This is a genomic window from Flavobacterium sp. XN-5 (assembly GCF_008033395.2).
In the GTDB taxonomy this organism is placed as follows: domain Bacteria; phylum Bacteroidota; class Bacteroidia; order Flavobacteriales; family Flavobacteriaceae; genus Flavobacterium; species Flavobacterium hiemivividum.
This window is the reverse complement of sequence record NZ_VOGZ02000006.1, coordinates 39,834-58,777: the sequence shown is the minus strand read 5'-3', so window position 1 is coordinate 58,777 and position 18,944 is coordinate 39,834. Positions and strand designations below refer to the sequence as shown.

The following is an 18,944-nucleotide window of genomic DNA, read 5'->3' as shown; positions in this document are numbered from 1 at the left end:
GAATCACGAAAATACGAATTTTAATCTTTACCTAATAATCGAGGAATACTTTGTAACTTTGATACTTTAGAACTTAGAAACTATAAAAGATGACAACATTAAAAAAAGGGGATAAAGCGCCTGATTTTTCAGGATTAGATCAAGATGGGAATTCTCATAAACTGGGAGATTACAAAGGGAAAAAATTAGTGGTTTTCTTTTATCCAAAGGCAAGTACACCAGGTTGCACCGCTGAAGCTTGTGACCTAAGAGATAATTTCGAGCGTTTTAAAGCTAATAATTATGCACTCTTGGGCGTAAGTGCTGACGCAGCAGCAAAGCAAGCTAAATTTAAAGAAAAATATGATTTCCCATTTCCATTATTGGCAGATGAGGATAAATCAGTAATTGAAGCTTTCGGAGTTTGGGGACCTAAAAAATTCATGGGAAAAGAATACGATGGAATTCACAGAACTACTTTTGTTATCGACGAAAACGGAATTATAGATGAGGTAATAGAAAAAGTGAAAACCAAAGCTCATGCTGATCAAATATTGAAGTAAGTCCATTGTTTTATACTACAATTTCGTTTAACTTTTACTAGCGCTATTTGTCACGCTGGAAGCGCCTCAGTAAAGTTACTCACTTGTCAATAGATGCTTTCAGCGAGACAAACTAGGAGGTTTAGTTTGTGAAAAATAGAATGCTTTGTTATTGGATAACACTGTATTCATGATTGGTACAAATCTAATCACTTAAAAATAAAAACCTCGTTTAAAATAGCTTTAAACGAGGTTTTATGTGTTTTAATAGTTTGAATTAACTATCAGTATTCAAATTAGTATCGATCAAAGTTTTCGTTGGATTGTACCCAAAAAGACTGTGTTCCTTTATTATTTCAGAAATTCCGGGAGGAAGCATTGGTTCCCATCCAGGCTTACCGTCGCTAATCATTTTTAAAACCTCACGAGAGAACACTTCTAGAATTTCGGGTTCAAAATCATCGATATCAACTACTTTTCCATTGAATTTGAAGAATTTGTACAATTCTTTCATTCTAGGATGTACTTTTAGATTTTCGGAGGTGGTGATATTCCCATCTTCATCAAGCATTGGATACAAAAACACTTTCATATCACGGAAAAATAATTTCCCGAAAGCTTCCAGAATTCCACCACTTAAATGGCGGTAGTATTTTTCATCAAAAATATCAACCAGGTTATTTACTCCCATGGCTAATCCCATTCTTGCTTTGGTATAATTAGCAAAATATTCGACAACTTTGTAATATTCCTGGAAATTCGAAATCATTACTGTTTGTCCAAGTGAACAAAGTAATTCCGCTCTGTCCATGAAATCGCGTTCGTCGATCTCACCGTCAGAACGCAAGTTAGATAAGGTGATTTCAAAAACAACCAGAGTATTTTCTTTTTCCACTTTATTTTCCTCAAGAAACATTTTTAGTGATTTCTTGTACATGTCCATATTTACTCTCGTTACAGGACGGAAACTACCTCTTAGAGCAAGGATATTCTTTTTATACAATATGGCTGCAGGAAGTATGTTTCTACCTTCAGGATCGAACATAACCGCATCAGTCATTCCGTTTTTTACTAATTGTAAACTCATCAAACGATTGTCTACATCAGCAAAGCGAGGGCCTGAGAAATTAATAGTATCTATCTCTAGTTGGTCTTTGTCTAAGTGGTCGTATAAATAGCGCAGTAATCGTTTCGGATCATTGTATTTATAAAAAGCTCCGTAAATTAAATTTACTCCAAGGATACCCAGGGTTTCTTGTTGTAATCGAGCGTCAGTTTCTTTAAAACGGATGTGGAGTATAATTTCGTTGTAGTCTTCATCAGGTTCGATTTGGTATCGAATTCCTACCCAACCGTGTCCTTTAAATTGTTTGGCAAAATCAATAGTAGCGACCGTATTAGCGTAACTAAAAAACATTTTATTGGGATGTTTTTCTCTGCTCAATCGTTTTTCAATGAGTTCACCTTCCATGGTGATCATTCTTTTAAGTCGGCTTTCAGTTACATAGCGGCCGTCTTTTTCGATACCATATATTGCGTCACTAAAATCTTTGTCATAAGCTGACATTGCCTTCGCGATAGTTCCAGAAGAACCACCAGATCTAAAAAAATGTCTTACAGTTTCTTGTCCTGCACCAATTTCGGCAAAGGTTCCATATATATTTTCATTCAAATTGATACGGAGTGCTTTATCTTTTATTGAGGGTATTTGTGCGATGACTTTGTCACCTTTTAATTTTATTTCTGTGTCCATTTTATTTTAAATATGGCTAATATGTTGCAAAGTTAGTTAAATAGGTTTCTAATGAAAGATAATTAATCCTATTTTTGTAAAAAAATCAAAGAGCAATTGAAGGTATATTTTTTAGGCACTGGTACATCACAAGGGATTCCTGTTATTGGCAGTAATCATCCGGTATGCAATAGCACTGATTTGAAAGACAAAAGACTTCGCGTTTCTGTTTGGATTAGTTGGGATGAGCATTCCTATGTAGTTGATTGTGGTCCTGATTTCAGGCAACAAATGCTTGCCTCTAAGTGTCAAAAAGTAGACGGAATTCTTTTTACTCATGAACATGCAGATCATACCTCAGGTTTAGATGATATTCGTCCATTTAATTTTAGACAAGGAGAGATTCCTATTTACGCACATAATCGTGTTATTGATAATCTTAAGGAGCGCTTTGAGTATATTTTTAGAACCGAAAATCGATATCCTGGTGCGCCCTGCGTGAACACGATTGAAGTGATCAACGATGAACCCTTTCAAATAGGAAATAAAGTAGCGATTCCTGTAAACGTAATGCATGGTGATCTACAAGTGTTTGGTTATAGAATTGATGATTTTGCTTATCTGACTGATGTAAAAACGATAGACGATATTGAAATACAAAAACTTAAAAACTTAAAAGTATTAGTAATAAATACTTTGAGGGAAGAGCATCATTTCTCCCATTTAAATCTGGAGGAAGCCTTAGCTTTAATTGAATTGGTTCAACCAGAAAAAACCTATTTAACTCATATTAGTCATGTCTTCGGTTTTCATGAAGAGGTGCAAAAAAAGTTGCCAGAGAATGTCTTTCTGGCTTATGATAATTTAGAAATCACACTATAATAAAATTTAAAATGAAAAAATCCTTTCTTCTCTATGCCTTTATAATTCTTGCTCTAATGCTCGTTTTTACCTATAGTTTTTATAGCAAACAAGTCGCTTATGAACAGGACAGATATGAAAAAACGACTAAAAAACTAAGAGACAGTTTGAATTCAGTTACTACTAAATGGAATGATGCTAATTATTTTTCTTTGGAAAGAAATGAAAAAGCTCAGAATTATTTCGAATCAGGAACTTCAGAAAAAATGATTAAGTACGAAGAATTAATCCCTTATGTGACGGAGAAATTATTAGACTACAATTCGAATCCAAAAGGGAATCCTTATGTAGGTCAAGATCAAATAGGGGCAAATAAGTTTGTCATCAACAAGGTGAAAGTGCTTAACCACCGATGGATTATTGCTGATTACAATGATGGAGATATATGGGGTGAAGTATTATTGAAATACTTTGTCAATGAGGATGAAAGCATATCGTTTGAAGTAAATCAAACGCTACTGTATCAGAAATAACAAAAAAGGTTCCAAATTTTGGAACCTTTTTTTTGCTTTATTTTATAACCAGTTTTTAAAATCTGTAAATATCTGAGGAGAAATTCCGTGTCCAATTGGATATTCTTTATAAATAGAATCGATTCCTAATGCGTCTAAAAACGGTGTTGTTTTTCTTGCCCAAGTTACTGGGATTACTTGGTCAACGACACCATGAGAAGCAAATATCTTGAGTTTTGATAGATCGTTATTTCGATAATTTTCTTTAAAAATTTCGTCATTTACATAGCCACTCAATGCAATTATTTTGTTGATTTTTTCAGGATGCGAAAGCGCAATTGCGTAACTCAATATCGCACCTTGGCTGAAGCCAAGTAAGGAAACTGCTTTTGCATCAATCGGATAATTGAGGAGTAGTTCGTCAATAAAACCAGCAATTAATTCGCGGGAAGATTTTGCTTGTTCGTTATCTGAAAATTTATTTTGATCAGCATCAAAATTGATGGCATACCAAGCATAACTACCGTATTGTAAATCGTACGGTGCTTGTGCAGCTATTACAAAATATTCATCAGGAAGTTCATCAGCAAATGAAAATAAATCTTCGGCGTTGCTGCCGTATCCGTGAAGTAAAAGTAAAAGTGGGTTTTTTTCTAATTTTATTTTTGGCTCTCTAATGCGATATTGTAAAGATAAATTCATTTTGTTTTTATGATTTTAAAAATCTTTGTCACATTTTTTAAATTTGACAAAGTGGAAGGATTTTGAAATTATTATTTAGGAGATATTTGAAAACCATTTTTGGAAAAGCTCGCCTAGAAGCGGCATTGGTTTGGTTTCTCCTTTTATTGCACTAAACATGCCATAAGACCAGAGTACAAAAACACAAATCCACATTGGTGCAGAAATCAGCATGCTGTCAAAATTACTGATAATTAAACCCAGCGATATGAAAGTAAGAGTAATTCCTAGTCCTTGACGGATATGAAATGATGCAAATGTATTTTTTTCTTCGGAGTTCATGGACATGGCGATAAAAACGCCTATACCTAAAATATAACTTGTAATCGCTGCCGTTTTTCCTTTTTCAATTGTATTATTCATGTTGTATTATTATACTATTATTTTCCCTTGGTTGACAATTCCGTATACTTTTCCTTTTGTTTCGGTTCCTAAAAAAGCTGAATTTTTAGATTTTGATAAAATATTTTCTTTGGTAAAAACACCTTTTCCTTCTGGTGTGAATAAGCTCAAGTTTGCTTTGGCTCCTTCTTCAATAGGATATCGTTCAATACCAAAAACTACTTTACCTGAAGTCAATTTTTCTACGACTGTTTCTAATGGCAAAACGGTCATCAAAGCACCAAATGTACTTTCTAAACCTATAGTTCCGTTTTTGGCCATATCAAACTCCATTTTCTTATGTTCGATATCGATCGGATTATGGTCTGAGGTAATCATATCGATGGTGTTATCTTTTACTGCTTTGAGCAATGCTTTGCGATCTTCTTCAGTACGTAATGGCGGCGAAACCTTAAATCGGGTGTCAAAACCTTCTAGTTTTTCGTCGGTCAGCACTAAATGATGCACGGCGACGCTGCAGCTTACCTGCAAACCTTTTACTTTTGCATCTTTTATTAATTGAACTGATTTTGCAGTGGAAACTGTGGGAATATGCAATTTACCGCCAGTATATTCTAATAAAAATAAATTTCGTGCGATTTGTAATTCTTCGGCAAGATTTGGAATTCCTTTCAATCCTAATCGAGTAGAGACAACACCTTCATTAACTACACCTTGACCTTTTATTTTTTCGTCTTGTGGAAAAGCAATTACTAATCCGTCGAAATCCTGAACATATTGTAAGGCAATTTTTAGCAAATTAGCATTGTCTTGGCTTTTATTATAATCTCCAAAGGCAACTGCTCCGCATTTTTTCATGTCATAAATCTCAGCCATGTCTTTTCCTTCGCTTCCTTTTGTTAAAGCTCCAATAGCGAAAAGCTGTGTAGCACTTTGTATCGCTTTATTTTGAACAAAGTTCACTTGCGATTGATTGTCAATGACAGGGAAGGAGTTGGGTTGCAAAGCGATAGCTGTAAAACCACTTTTTGCAGCAACATTTAATCCATTCGCAATCGTTTCTCTTTCTTCATAACCGGGTTCGCCCAATGAAACGCTACTGTCAAACCAGCCTTGTGATACATGGAGATTGTCGAGGTTTATTTCTTCGGTTTTATCTGTATTGGGAAGGGAAGTAGCTATTTTTTTTATAAAACCATCTACAATTAAAATATCTACTGTCTTGTTGTGAAAAGGACTGCTTGAATCGATAATTTTGGCGCTTCGGAGGATAAATTTCATATATAGAGACTGTTTTTTTATTTTTTGGAGTCCAAAAACATGTAATTATTTCAGGAATCGGATGATTGCCATTTCAGTGACTAGAAAGAGCAGTGCAAAGATAACAAACCATTTCCAAATTTGATTATCCAATCGGTTGGTTTGTAAAGTATCGAATACTTTTGCTACAGAATCTATTGTTTTGAAATTGGAAAGTGAATTTTCATTGCTTGCGCTAAGGTCACTTTCGGTTCTATCGAAGTTAAAACTGATGTTTTCCACAAATTCCTGTTGGTTATAAATTCCGTAATTTCCTGCTTCCTCTGGATAATCATTAAACGTTAATTTCACTTTGCTATTTATGATTTGCTGAATCGGGATGAAATTTTCAGCAGCATTTTTCACCGTAAGAATTGCATCTTTCGATAAAGCTACATCCACTAAATATGGATTTGTATTCCCGATAGTTAGTGCGTTTATTCCTTTTGGCTGATTGTTCATTGCCATTTTATAAAAAGTGGGAACGATAAGGGGAGATTGTTGAAAGTTTGAGTTTGTTGTGTTTATAGGTGCTGAAAAAACATAGACAGTAGAAATTGCATTGGGCAAAGCCGTTAAAAATGCACTTTGATCCGCATTATAGAGAGCGGCCGGATTTGTATTTGATAATGAAAAGGAACCGCTTGTTTTTGGATATTGAAAATTCGTAATTTTATTTTCGAAAACGGATTTAAACAGCGGGTGATTGAAATTGATTTTCGTGATTAGTTTCTCTCCATTTTCAAAAGATTTAAATTGGATGCCTCCAAAATTACCTAGAAACTGATTCAAATTTGCCGTAGTATCTTTCTCTGATGGAATAACGATAAGACTGCCGCCTTTTTCTACAAATGACTTTAAAGTTGTCTGAAGCGCTTGCGGAATTGCATCGAGTTCATTTAAAATGATGACATTTTGTTTATCAATACTGTTGTAATCTAATGAGCCAATTGTAGAATTGGTGAAATTAAACTCACCATCCGTATAAATCCGACTCAGAAAGTTGCTTTTTTCGGCTGCGCCAATGCTAATAATATTCGTCTTTTTTATTTTTGAAATAGTGAAATATAAGGTATTGTCATAGCTCAGACCGTTATCAATGATAGAGGCATAACCATGAAAAGGCTGTTTTGGGATAGTGAAATTGATGCTTTTTTTGTTGGTTTCGAAGTTAACAGCGGTTTTTGCAACCAGTTTATTTTGATTGTAAATCGCTATAGGAACCGCATTCAAATTAGCACCATAATGTGATAATTCAACTGTGATATCATAGAAATTATCTGAGATATCATTGATATAAACGCTGTCAATCGAAGTATTATTTTTTTGTTCTGACTTCGGGATTATAAAATAAAGGACATCATTTTTATCCCGGTTTTTGAGTTGTTTTTCGGTAAGACCGATGCCATCTGTGATAATGACAATATCTTTCTTAAAAGCAGATTTATGCGCTTTTACTTTTGTCATTATCCGATCTAGTTGAAAGGGCGTAGCACTGTATTTAAGGTTTTGGAGTTCCGTACGAATGGATTTAATATCTGTATCCCAATAGTCTTCAGCATTTGTCAGTAAAGAGAAACTAGTGTTTTCGGGAGTATCTTCCAGTAATTCTTGAACGGCGCGCTTTAGTAATTCGCCTTTTTTGCCTTTAGCCTGCATACTAAATGAATTGTCTAAAACAATATACATTTCATTGCTTGCATTTCGCTTGTCTTTGGCTTCAAAAAAGGGTTGAGCGAAAGCTATAATGATACAGCTAAGTAATAACAATCGGCAACTTAGAAGCAACCATTTTTTTATTTTCGAACTTTTTCTAGTTTGGACAGAAAGGGCTGCGAGGAATTGTACGTTTGTAAAATATTCTTTTTTAAAACGACGAAATTGAAATAAATGAACCAAAATTGGTACAATTAGCAACAAGAGAAAGTATAAAATTTCGGGATGTTTAAATTGCATTCTTTGATCGAGTTAGCTACATTAGATTATATTCTCAATGAAGATTGATTCAAAAATACAAATTTGTACACAGTTGCATGATGCTATTGTTTAAAATTTTCGTTGAACTTTCACTTTTTCTTACAGTTTATAACAAATCACATTTATATTGACTTTATATTATTGGAACGTAATAAATAGACTGCCATATATTATGTATTTTAGCCCTAAAATATAATTTACAAAAATGAAAAAACAATTTATAATAGTACTGATCTTTTTAATCTCCAGTAGTATTCAAGCGCAGGATTCTAAATTTAATTTGCTAATAGGAACTTATACCAATAAGTGCGACAGCAAAGGAATATATGTTTATGATTTTGATTCGAATACAGGAAGTTTTAATTTTAAAAACACTTCTGAAAACGTTGTGAATCCAAGTTACTTGACCGTGTCGAAAGATAATAATTATGTATATGCTGTAAATGAAAATGGGGCCGAAAGTGGTGTGAGTTCTTTTGGATTCGATCCTTCGAGCGGAAAATTAAACTTTATAAACCAACAAAGTTCGAAAGGAGCTGACCCGTGTTACATTATTAATAATAATAAAAATGTTATTGTTGCTAATTATTCAGGTGGGAATATATCCGTTTTTGCGAAAAACAGTGATGGAAGTCTAACCGAAGCCAAACAAATAGTTTCGCATTTGAGAAAAGCGAAAGATGGTGAAACCCAGAAAAATCCTCATGCGCACATGGTGTATTTTTCTCCAAATAAAAAATATGTTTTGGCTAATGATTTAGGGAATGACATGGTTTATACCTATAAGTATAATCCAAATTCTTTTTCTGAAATTCTAAAAATAAAAGATAGTGTTTCCGTAAAAGCAGGAAGCGGACCACGACATTTAACCTTTAGCAAAAACGGAAAATACGTTTATTTACTGCAAGAATTAGATGGGGCATTGACTGTTTTCAAGTATTCGAATGGAAAATTGAAAAAAATTGATGAAGCTACTGTTGTTGCAAAAGATTTTAAAGGAAAAAATGGTGCGGCTGACATTCATATTTCACCAGATGGTAAATATTTGTATGCCTCTAATCGTGGAACAGCAAATGATATTTCGATTTTTAAAATCCTTAAAAATGGAAAATTAGAATCAAAAGGTCAAACAAGTACTATGGGTAAAGGACCTCGGAATTTTGCGATTGATCCAAGTGGTAATTTTCTTTTGGTTGCGCATCAATATACAAATGATGTTGTAATTTTTAAAAGGAATAAAACTACTGGCGCGCTTACAGCTACTGGAAAAAAAATAGAATTGTGTGCTCCAGTTTGTTTGGTTTTTACTGAAAACAAATAGAAAGATAATTTCTTGAAAAGAGAAAAGGCTATAAAAATGAAATTCATTCTTATAGCCTTTTTTATATTATTTCTTTTTGTCTTTTCGTTTTTTGTCTCTCGTTTTTAACATGTTACGATTGACAGATCCATGAGTTTTTTTCTTGGTAACTCCAGGCCCACCCAAATTGACTTTCTTATTCTTTTTACTTTTTTCTTGGAAAGCACCATCTCCATCAAGTGTTTTCTTTTTCATTAAGAACTTAACAACTTGACGTTCTTTTTCTGGCTCAATTAATTTGGCCGAAACTTCTACTGCTTCAGGGAATGCCTCAACGGGTAATTCCATGTTCATTAAAACTTCAATTTCCACTTTAGCTTCTTCCTCTCTAGGAGCAACAAAACTAATTGCTTTTCCTGTTTTATCAGCACGTCCCGTTCTACCTATACGGTGCATGTATAATTCTGGCATTGCAGGCATTTCGAAGTTGATAACATGGGTAATATTAGAAATATCTAAACCTCTAGCCATAATATCTGTAGTGATAAGTCCGCGAAGATTTCCTTCTTGGAAAGAAGCCATCGTACTTAGACGATAATTTTGAGATTTGTTAGAGTGGATTACTCCAAATTGATCTGCAAAATCTTCATCGATACGTACGTGAAGCATATCAGATATTTTCTTGTTGTTTACGAAAATCAACACACGACTCATGTCTTCATTTTCTTCTAACAAGTGTTTAAGCAAGTTTACTTTAGTATTAAAGTTAACTGCATTATACGATACTTGTTGAATGTTTTCCAATGGAGTTCCAGATGCTGAAAGAGTAACTTCTTCGGGATAATCGAAGTAGTCATTTAATATAGCATCCACTTCGTCAGTCATCGTAGCAGAAAATAATATGTTCTGACGTTTTTTAGGCATCATCGCTAAAATAGCAGTCAACTGAGTACGGAATCCTAAATTCAACATTTCGTCGAACTCATCGATAACCAGTTTTTGCATTTCTTCAAAACGAATAACATTGTCTAATGTTAAATCCATTATCCTTCCTGGTGTTCCTACCAGTATGTCGCAACCTTGATAAATAGTTGTTTTTTGAGTGTTGATGTTTACACCACCAAAAATACCAACAGTACGAACTGACATGTATTTCGTCAATTTTTCTACCTCCTCTACTACTTGAACCACCAGTTCACGCGTAGGCACAAGTATCACAATTTTAGGAGTGTGTCCCGGAAGAAATTTGTATAATTTTAATAAGGGTAATAAATAGGCAAATGTTTTACCCGTTCCCGTTTGTGCAATTCCCATCATATCACGACCTGACATTATCACAGAAAAAGTTTTTTCCTGAATAGGAGTAGGCGTTGTAAACCCTAAATCATCTATTGCTTTTTGAACGGATTTAGGAAGATTGAATTGCTCGAAAGTGGTCATTTGCTTAATTTTTTTGCAAAGGTACGTTATTTTTAAGGATACTCCTATTTACGATGGTAATGGTTTCATTTTGAGCTAATAGATTAATGATAAATTAATTAAAGTGGATATAAAAAGGATTGAGCCCGATATAGTATCGAGCTCAATATTGTCAACTTTTATGATGACTTGACAAAGTATAAAATTGCTTTCAAAATTATATGCAAAAGCTTTTTCCTTTTTTTTACTAAATGAATTAAGTCTTACTTCTTGATGATCTTGGCAGAGGAGGTTTTTCCGTCTATGATACCTATAAGATAATAGATTCCTGTTGGAAGATTACTTAAATTTATGTTTGCCGTTCGATCGAAATTTGGATATGAATTCATTTTCTTTCCGGTGTTATCAAAAATCATCAACTCATCAAAGTTTGTAGGTGCTTCCACAGTTAAAATGTCCGCTACTGGATTTGGATATACATTTATGCGCGTTTTAAAGGAAGTGATACTTAGGTTAGGTTTTTTAACATTTAGTACAACCGTGGTAGGTGTCGATAAACTATAACCGTCATAAATAGCATATTGAAAAGTATCTATTCCAACGAAATTAAGAATAGGAGAATATTCAAAAGAACCATCGGTTTGTAATGTTAAAATTCCGCTTTTAGGATTTTTAAAAACAACCGTCATTTTTTCTGTTCCGTCCAAATCAAAGTCGTTTTTGAGTAAACCGTAAGGAGCATTAATAAAGGCAGGATAACTACCATCATTAAAAGTGTACTCATCACTTACGCTTATGGCACTAGTGTTGAATTTCTGTAAATTGTCTTGCATCACATAAAAAGAAACTTTTCTTTTCTCAGGAATATTTTTTAAATCAAGCGCATTCCAATCATTCCAAACAAATCTATCGGCGTGCTGAAACCAATTTTGCTTGTAATAGGCATTTATTTTGATTCCGTCAGTAACAATTTCTTCTTTTGCTTGGGTTTCTTTGGTGTCGTTTAGTACGGTTTTAGTGTTTGGAGCTACAAAATTAATGTAGTTCCAAGGCAAACGAATGTGGATTGATTTATCGGCAATAGTCACCGCATCTTTAGAGGAATAAGGTTGAAAATCATAATTTACCTGTAATTTTCCAATGTATTGGATATCAGCATTAGAATTAGTACCGTTATTTTTAATTCTAACTATATTCCAAGGTTTACCATCAGTAGCTACTGAATGGTACAATTGGTTTGCTGTAGAAACATTATGCCAGTTCCCAAAAGTATCATACGCTTCGGTAACATACAATTCGGCAGAATGATTGGTTATTTTTATGGCAAATTCACTTCTGTTGGGGATGCTGGCTCCATTAGGAAGCAAAGATTCTCCAAGAGTTGTATCATAAGTGTCTAAGGCTACCCAAAGTTCATCGATGGTTTTAAAATTATCTTTAAGCTCTAGCTTGATCTCCAAAAATTTGAGGTTGGCATCTGCACTTATTTTTGTTACGGCATCTGCGCGGTTATCTTTCAAGGTTTTAAATTGAGAGGGCTTTTCGAAGCTTAACAAACCAAAATTTTGTTCAGCAGAATTAAGGTTTTGCCACAGTACTCTGCTTTCAGGAGTATAATCCAAAGGATCTGCTAACCAAGTTCTTTTAAACCATTCGTCTGTAAGTGAAAATTGGATTCCACCACCACATTGGGTATCAAAAATCGACTGTAAAATTCTCATATCTGTAAGACCTTGATTATATTCATCAAATCCTCCGTGATTCATGCCTGATGATGTGTAATGTGCCGTAGTCCAACTACTAGGAACGCCATATTCAGCAATTATTAATGGGAATTTGGTATAATGCGATTTAAGATCTTGTAAATAGGCTTTGTAGCTATTTGGACCAAAATTATCAGAAGTATTTTGATAAGAAGCCTGATTACCAATGAAATCGGGGTAATACGGATAGGCATGATAGCTCATAAAAATCCCCGACGGAGCGTTTACGATTTCAATTTTAGACAAATTAATTTGCTGACTGTCTTCTGGATCATTTACTTCGCCTGTATGTGTCAATGGGTCTAATGTGGGCCAGCTTGAAAAACTAATAGGTCTTTGTGTATCAAAAATAGTTTGTTCAAAATCAAGCGCGAAATCCATCATTCTTGTTTCCCACTGTTCAGCAGGGGAAGCATTCACTATTTTAAGATGCTTACCTGTAAATTGCGTGTCATTTGGGTTTGAAAGATTAGTTGTTGCAACTTCTTGCGGCATAACTTCTCTACCGATGATATAAGCCAGACACCATTTTGACACGTCAGATGTATAACTACCGGAAGCTTTTCCAAATCGTTCTGGAATTGTGTTGTCTCCATGCAAAGCTTTTATGTTGTCCTGAATTTCTAATTGAAAAGTGTTAGTTAGATAATTTAAGTCGTTATTATATCCTGGGGCCTCTTCGTCAAGCCAAACTCCCTGCATAAAAAGTAAAGGATTGTCAGAATGGAGGTTGTTATAATCACTTAAGGCTTTATAAAAACGTGGGTAATGCAAGGTGTAAATTCGGAACGAATTGAAACCCGCCGCTTTCATTTCTTCAAACCAATGAAAATATTGCTCATAAGAGGGAGCCAATTCTCCAGGGAATGTTCCGGGAATACCAACTCCTAAATTAGTTCCTTTTATGAAAAAAGGAACGTAGGCTTCTCCATTCCAAATGGTTAAAAAATCCTTATTTGTGGCATAAGGATATTTATTGACAGTCTGTCCAAACGCAGTTGTACAGAATAGGATAAGGTTTAACAATAATACTTTTTTGTAATTTTTTTTCATATTTTTTTTCTTTTAACTTATTTGTAAACTCATAAATTTCTTCCTAATTTATAAAAGGCTATATTATGTTTTATTAAATTTATCTGAAACGCACATCCCAAGTAAAGGCTACGAAATAAACCCAATAATAATCACCAGGACTGGATAGTTGCTCCTGATGTGTTATTCCGAATTGAGTGTTGTAAATATTTAGCTGATTACGAGAAGTAAAATTATAACCTAAATTAATTTTTTGCGATTTCAATCCTATTTTGACGTTATCCACAGCCGTGGAATTGAATTGGTTTAGCTCGGGCGAATATCCCATACCTGCTGAAACACTGAAATAATTATCGGCATCTGATCGGTATTTTCGATAAGTCAAAACCCCAGAAAAACTGGTTCCCAAATCTCCCGGAGTAAGATACGGACGAAACGACCAGTAGCTGTTACCCGTGTACCAACTTACAGAAGCAGTGTAGAAATTAGTTGTGGTGGCATAATTCAGCGTACGAAAACCAAGGGATGCTTCGAGACCGTGAGGTAATGCTTTGAAAAGTTCAGCACCGTATTTTGTTTTAGGGAAAAGTGAAGAATTTGAATATCCTGCATTAATGTAACCATAAAGTCCATTAATAATTTTAGGATACATTTCTATTTCTAGCTGTTCACCGTTAGTATTTAATTTCCTGTTGAAATTCAGTTTAGCAGTTACAAATCCCAGTTTAGTTTGGCGTCCATATTTCAGACTATGGTATTGAATAGGTTCGAAAACTTCAGAAAAAAAATCGGCTGACACAATTAAACCGATAGTATTGAGACTTACTTTTTTTAGTAAAATGTATCTAAGGTCTTCTGCTTTTTGGTTCTTTGGATTTTCCTGAAGTATCAAATTGACAGTATCCAAAGCATCCGAATTTTTTTCTACCTGTTCCTGGGACTTGGCTTTTAAGAACAATATGTCCGCGTCTTTTGGAAAATGCTCCAAGGCTCTGTCAGACATTTTTAAAGCAATAAAAGGAGCATTTGCCCATAATTCATTTTGAATTATTCCCTGCCAGGCAGGCTTGTTTTTTGGATCTTTTTCTAAAACAGCTTCAAATTCCTTTTTTGCTTTTTTATTATCTCCGTCCCATCCATAAGTCGTCGCCAAGTAAATACGAACATCATGATAATCTGGATATTTTGTCAAAATAAAAATTAAAGTATCCTGCGCTTGTTTACGTTGATTGTTAGTTGCTAAGTCTCGTGCAGTCCTGAAGGCGCCGTCTGGATCTCCGCTGAATTCTTTTTCTTGCCCTAACAGTTGAAAGGCACATAAAAAAATCAGTATAACACTTAGTTTTGAAATTATTTTATAGATCATTTTTTTAATCTCCATCTCTTAGATTTACATTTTAAAATTTAAACTTTAGACATTCCAGTTCTAGTCATTTCTCCCCATTTTTTCTTTTTGTTAAAATAGTAGTCCATGTTTCCTCTAAAAGCAGCATATAATATGAACGGATGAATGACAAATGGTTCTAAGAATGTGATAAGAATTAATTTAATTCCTGTTCCTTTTTTCTTGTATTGATGATAAGTAAGTTCTTCAGAAATTATGGATATTATCGAAAACAAAACAGTAAATAAATAGGCTACAAGTATAAAAGCAAGGGTGTAATCCCATCTTACTTTTTCGTAAGCAATAAGAACTCCAAAATAGATTAGTCCTAATATCTCGATTATAGGTGCCATTCTTTCGAATAAAAACCAATAGGGATAACTTAGAAGTCCCATCGCTCCGTAATTTCTATTGAAGCCAATTTTTCTGTGTATTTTAAGTGTTTCTATAGTGCCACGAGTCCAGCGATTTCTTTGAGAAATAAATACTTTATAACTATCAGGAGCTTCTGTCCAGCAAAGTGGATCAGGAATATAGGCCACTTTATATTTGGGTTTACTTTCTAATTCTTCCATATAGCGTCTCATTCGAACAATAATTTCCATATCTTCTCCTACAGTTTTAGTGTCGTAGCCTCCCACACTAATTGCAATCTTTTTATCGAATAGTCCAAAAGCTCCTGAAATAACCAACAATCCATTTAACCTGCTCCAAGCCATTCTTCCAAGTAGAAAAGCTCGTAGATATTCTAGAATTTGCCCTTGGAGCATTAGTTTATTTGGAAGGTTGATTTCAAGCATTTTACCTTCTTTAATAATGCAGGAATTTGCAATCCTAATTACACCACCGGCAGCAATAACTTGCGTGTCTGTAGTTTCGAGAAAAGGCTTGACCAATTTGAGTAATGCGTCTTCGATTAACAGACAATCGACATCGATACAGGCAACATATTTGTTAGCACTAATATTCAATCCCATATTAAGAGCGTCTGCCTTTCCGCCATTTTCTTTATCAACAATTATTAATTTTTCAAAGGCTGGATTGGTTGATTTGTATATCCCGTTTCGAAGTGGTTTTGTAGGTATTTGCTCATTAATTAGGAAGTCTACTTTTACCAAATCGTAGGCTGCGATAAGCTTTTCTAAACTGTCGTCTTTACTACCGTCGTTTACAATTATAACGTCATAATTAGCGTAATGACAGGAAAGTAATGACCGTACATTTTCAATAATATTTAAACTCTCATTATAAGCCGGAGCTATTATGGAGATTGAAGGAGAAATATTAGAAGATAAAATTTTGTTGTAGTTAACAAAACTATTCTTCTTCATATAGGCGATACTCTCAATTATAGAAATAATCCCAAGAACAATGTAGGATCCTATAAGTACAAAACTATAGAGGAAAAATAAAAACCGCATAACGAGGATAAAATTATTCATAGAGGAAGTGCTTAATTTAATTCTAAATGTTTGATAATTTTAACAAAATCAGGATCCACAGACAACACCTTAAAACTATTGAAATCTTCTAGACTTAATTCTTTTAAAATTGTTAGTGCTGAGAATTTAATTTCAAAATTTGGATTTTGGATGTTATCCAGAATAAATGGCTTGTCGGTCACTTCATAGGTGCTTTCCATCATTGTAAAAAAGGCAATTTGTTCTTCTATAGCAAGATGTTCAAAATTTGCAATTAATTCTGGTTTAGCTTCTATAATACTCAGGTGGCTGATTACTTGAATTGCTTGAATTCGTACTGCTAAAGAAGGGTGTTTTAAAAGTGAAATAAGCTCGTCCTTTGCGCCATAACGATTGTATATTTTGGCCATTTTTAAAGAAAAAATTACTACAGATTCATTAGATGATTTAAGCCAGTTGTTTATACCCGAAATTTCCTGAGTTTTCAGTAACTGCAGCACTTCTAATAATTGGATTTGGTCCCATTCTGATATAGGGGTTTTTATGTCATTCAAAAAATCCAGACCTTTAAAATGAAACAAACTAACAAGGTATAATTGTATTACACTTCGCACTTCACTTTTGGGATGGTTGATATGCTTTTTAACTAAGTCTTCAACTTCCTTTACTTCAAACAGCGTAAGTTCTCTGATTCCTTCAGCAATTAAATTCCATTTTTTATTTTTTATTTTCCAAAGGGAATGTTCTAGCAAACTAGTTTCTACATAAAGCTTATTGATCGAATTAGCCATTTCTCCAGAAATTTCATAACTCAACTTTAACATCGTTGCAATAAGAATGTCTTTTCTATACTCTTTAGAAGTTTCTTTTTTTAAATCTTCAATGATTAATTGTTGCTCTGAACTAATTTTATCAACATCCTCATCACCTGAATATAAATAGGTGATAACTTTAGTTTCAAATTCTTTTCCTAAGGTCTTTTTTGATTTTTCATTTCTGCGTAAGATCGTTCTTAAAAATTTCAAATAGATTAGGACAGCAATAATGGAAGCGATTAGAATTACTATTAGAATCCATACTAATTCAATGACAACAGAAGAGTTTTTAAAAAGATCAATAAAATAATTACTCGAAATCATATCTATTATCGCAAAATTCGTTTTACTCTATTAACCATTTCATTTGGGCTAAAAGGTTTTGTCATAAAATCAGTAGCTCCTAATTTAAAGGCTTTTAGTACTATTTCTTCTTGGCCTGATGCCGAAAAAACGATTATAGGAGTGCTGTTTTTTAATGTATTACGTACATGACTTATGATTTCAAGTCCGCTAATAAAAGGCATCATTATATCTGTTAGAATTAATTCAGGACTGTGTTCCTCAATTAGCGCTATCGTTTCTTTTCCATTTTCGGCAATTAGAAGCTCGTATCCTTCTTTTTCTAACCGGAATTTAAGTAATAAGGATAGCATTGAATTATCTTCGGCTATTAAAATCTTTTTCATATTAATGTCGTATCATAATTTTAGTTCACTCGAACTTGATCTTTTATACTGATGTATACGTATTATTCTTTCTCTGAGTTTTTATTTTATAAATAATTTCCTTTCTATTTTAAAAAAGATTGCCATTTTTTAATATTTATTTAGTGCGAAAATAGTGTAATTTGTTCATGATAAACACGATAAAGTGTTAAATGTATCGATGAATAACATATCTATTCTTTTTAACATCAAAAATAGGTTGGTAACAATCCAAAATATCCGTTTTATACAAGAGATATTTTATAAATAGAGCAAATATCTGCTGGTAAACAGTATAATTTAAATATTAAAATCCTTCAAAAACTCCCAATCCAAAGAGTGCAAAATCATATTTAACGGGATCCGTTGAATCTAATTTCCGAAGTTGTAAATCTAATTCCGCTAGTGCTTTGCCATCATTTTGTTTTCGAGTCAGCAGCCCAAGTTTTCGAGCAACATTACCAGAATGGACGTCTAAAGGGCAAGATAAAATGGAGGGCGGGATACTTTTCCAAATTCCTAAATCTACTCCTTTGTTGTCTTGGCGACACATCCATCTTAAATACATATTAATTCGTTTTGCCGCCGATCCATTCATGGGGTCAGAAACGTGTTTTTGAGTACGTTGTGCATGTGGGATTTCGAAAAATATTTTCTTAAACTCAGAGATGCTTTTTTGTATCGAAGGTGTCTCTTGATTTTTAGAAAAAACAGCTTCAAGGCCATCGTGATTCGTATAAATATTTTGAAGACTTTTTATAAAAAAGCTAAAATCCTGACCGTTAAAAGTGCGGTGTACAAAAGTGGCTAATCTTTGTAAATCGTCCTCAGTATGCGACATCACAAAGTCAAAAGGAGCATTTCCCATCAAATCGATCATTCGATGCGAATTTTTGATAATCATAGTACGATTACCCCAAGCAATGGTTGCGCTTAAAAAACCCGCAATTTCGATATCTTCTTTTCGAGAAAAAAGATGCGGTATTTGCACCGGATCACTTTCTATAAAAAACCAAGGTATTGTATTGAATGACTTTTTCGTCGAGAAATGATTTGAGTTCAGCTTGATTCATTTAATGAGATACGGATGATATGGATTTTTCTGTTTATTCAGAACA

Annotated in this window: 15 protein-coding genes and 1 pseudogene; 4 read left to right on the top strand and 12 right to left on the bottom strand. The window is 33.8% G+C overall.

What is annotated here, in order from left to right; all coding sequences use genetic code 11:
- The first annotated feature begins 89 nt into the window (after positions 1–89).
- On the top strand, positions 90–542 hold the full coding sequence (gene bcp, locus FQU23_RS11355) for a thioredoxin-dependent thiol peroxidase (protein ID WP_147673929.1): 453 nt from the start codon (positions 90–92) through the stop codon (positions 540–542).
- 256 nt (positions 543–798) lie between these two features.
- On the opposite strand, the gene FQU23_RS11350 is transcribed toward bcp, so the two are convergent.
- Positions 799–2,274 carry a TonB-dependent receptor gene (locus FQU23_RS11350; RefSeq protein ID WP_132110566.1) on the bottom strand — a complete coding sequence of 492 codons (1,476 nt, stop codon included), beginning with the start codon at positions 2,272–2,274 and terminating at the stop codon, positions 799–801.
- A gap of 96 nt (positions 2,275–2,370) precedes the next feature.
- On the opposite strand from FQU23_RS11350, the gene FQU23_RS11345 reads away from it, so the two are divergent.
- Together FQU23_RS11345 and FQU23_RS11340 are read left to right on the top strand one after the other, a co-directional pair.
- Complete coding sequence (locus FQU23_RS11345) at positions 2,371–3,135, top strand: MBL fold metallo-hydrolase (protein ID WP_147673928.1); 765 nt, start codon at positions 2,371–2,373, stop codon at positions 3,133–3,135.
- Positions 3,136–3,146: 11 nt separating this feature from the next.
- Positions 3,147–3,647, top strand: a complete 501-nt coding sequence (locus FQU23_RS11340) for a hypothetical protein (RefSeq protein ID WP_147673927.1) — start codon at positions 3,147–3,149, stop codon at positions 3,645–3,647.
- A gap of 42 nt (positions 3,648–3,689) precedes the next feature.
- On the opposite strand, the gene FQU23_RS11335 is transcribed toward FQU23_RS11340, so the two are convergent.
- The 4 genes from FQU23_RS11335 to FQU23_RS11320 form a co-directional block, all read right to left on the bottom strand.
- Positions 3,690–4,328 (bottom strand): alpha/beta hydrolase, encoded by a 639-nt coding sequence (locus tag FQU23_RS11335; RefSeq protein ID WP_147673926.1) that lies wholly within the window; start codon positions 4,326–4,328, stop codon positions 3,690–3,692.
- Between the two features lie 75 nt (positions 4,329–4,403).
- Complete coding sequence (locus FQU23_RS11330; RefSeq protein ID WP_147673925.1) at positions 4,404–4,730, bottom strand: hypothetical protein; 327 nt, start codon at positions 4,728–4,730, stop codon at positions 4,404–4,406.
- A 9-nt stretch (positions 4,731–4,739) separates the two neighbouring features.
- Positions 4,740–5,990: a dihydroorotase gene (locus FQU23_RS11325; protein WP_147673924.1), complete on the bottom strand. Its 1,251-nt coding sequence runs from the start codon at positions 5,988–5,990 to the stop codon at positions 4,740–4,742.
- Positions 5,991–6,035: 45 nt separating this feature from the next.
- The gene (locus FQU23_RS11320) at positions 6,036–7,964 is read right to left on the bottom strand and encodes a BatA domain-containing protein (protein ID WP_147673923.1); all 1,929 of its coding nucleotides are present in this window, start codon (positions 7,962–7,964) and stop codon (positions 6,036–6,038) included.
- 226 nt (positions 7,965–8,190) lie between these two features.
- On the opposite strand from FQU23_RS11320, the gene FQU23_RS11315 reads away from it, so the two are divergent.
- On the top strand, positions 8,191–9,306 hold the full coding sequence (locus FQU23_RS11315; RefSeq protein ID WP_147673922.1) for a lactonase family protein: 1,116 nt from the start codon (positions 8,191–8,193) through the stop codon (positions 9,304–9,306).
- A gap of 66 nt (positions 9,307–9,372) precedes the next feature.
- Here the strand turns inward: FQU23_RS11315 and FQU23_RS11310 are convergent, their stop codons facing one another.
- The 7 genes and pseudogenes from FQU23_RS11310 to FQU23_RS11280 all read right to left on the bottom strand — a co-directional run bounded on the left by FQU23_RS11310 (position 9,373) and on the right by FQU23_RS11280 (position 18,899).
- The gene (locus FQU23_RS11310; protein WP_147673921.1) at positions 9,373–10,725 is read right to left on the bottom strand and encodes a DEAD/DEAH box helicase; all 1,353 of its coding nucleotides are present in this window, start codon (positions 10,723–10,725) and stop codon (positions 9,373–9,375) included.
- A 242-nt stretch (positions 10,726–10,967) separates the two neighbouring features.
- A complete protein-coding gene (locus FQU23_RS11305) occupies positions 10,968–13,520 on the bottom strand; it encodes a T9SS type A sorting domain-containing protein (protein WP_147673920.1) in 2,553 nt (850 codons plus the stop codon).
- Positions 13,521–13,599: 79 nt separating this feature from the next.
- Positions 13,600–14,865, bottom strand: a complete 1,266-nt coding sequence (locus FQU23_RS11300; RefSeq protein WP_147673919.1) for a YaiO family outer membrane beta-barrel protein — start codon at positions 14,863–14,865, stop codon at positions 13,600–13,602.
- Positions 14,866–14,903: 38 nt separating this feature from the next.
- Entirely contained in the window at positions 14,904–16,325 is a 1,422-nt protein-coding gene (locus FQU23_RS11295; protein WP_165425762.1) for a glycosyltransferase family 2 protein, read from the bottom strand.
- A gap of 11 nt (positions 16,326–16,336) precedes the next feature.
- Positions 16,337–17,443, bottom strand: coding sequence for a hypothetical protein (locus FQU23_RS11290; protein WP_147673918.1), 1,107 nt, complete (start codon positions 17,441–17,443; stop codon positions 16,337–16,339).
- Between the two features lie 5 nt (positions 17,444–17,448).
- Positions 17,449–17,808: a response regulator transcription factor gene (locus FQU23_RS11285; protein WP_147673917.1), complete on the bottom strand. Its 360-nt coding sequence runs from the start codon at positions 17,806–17,808 to the stop codon at positions 17,449–17,451.
- A gap of 325 nt (positions 17,809–18,133) precedes the next feature.
- Positions 18,134–18,899 (bottom strand): annotated as a pseudogene (locus FQU23_RS11280) (TIGR02757 family protein).
- Between the last annotated feature and the right edge of the window lie 45 nt (positions 18,900–18,944).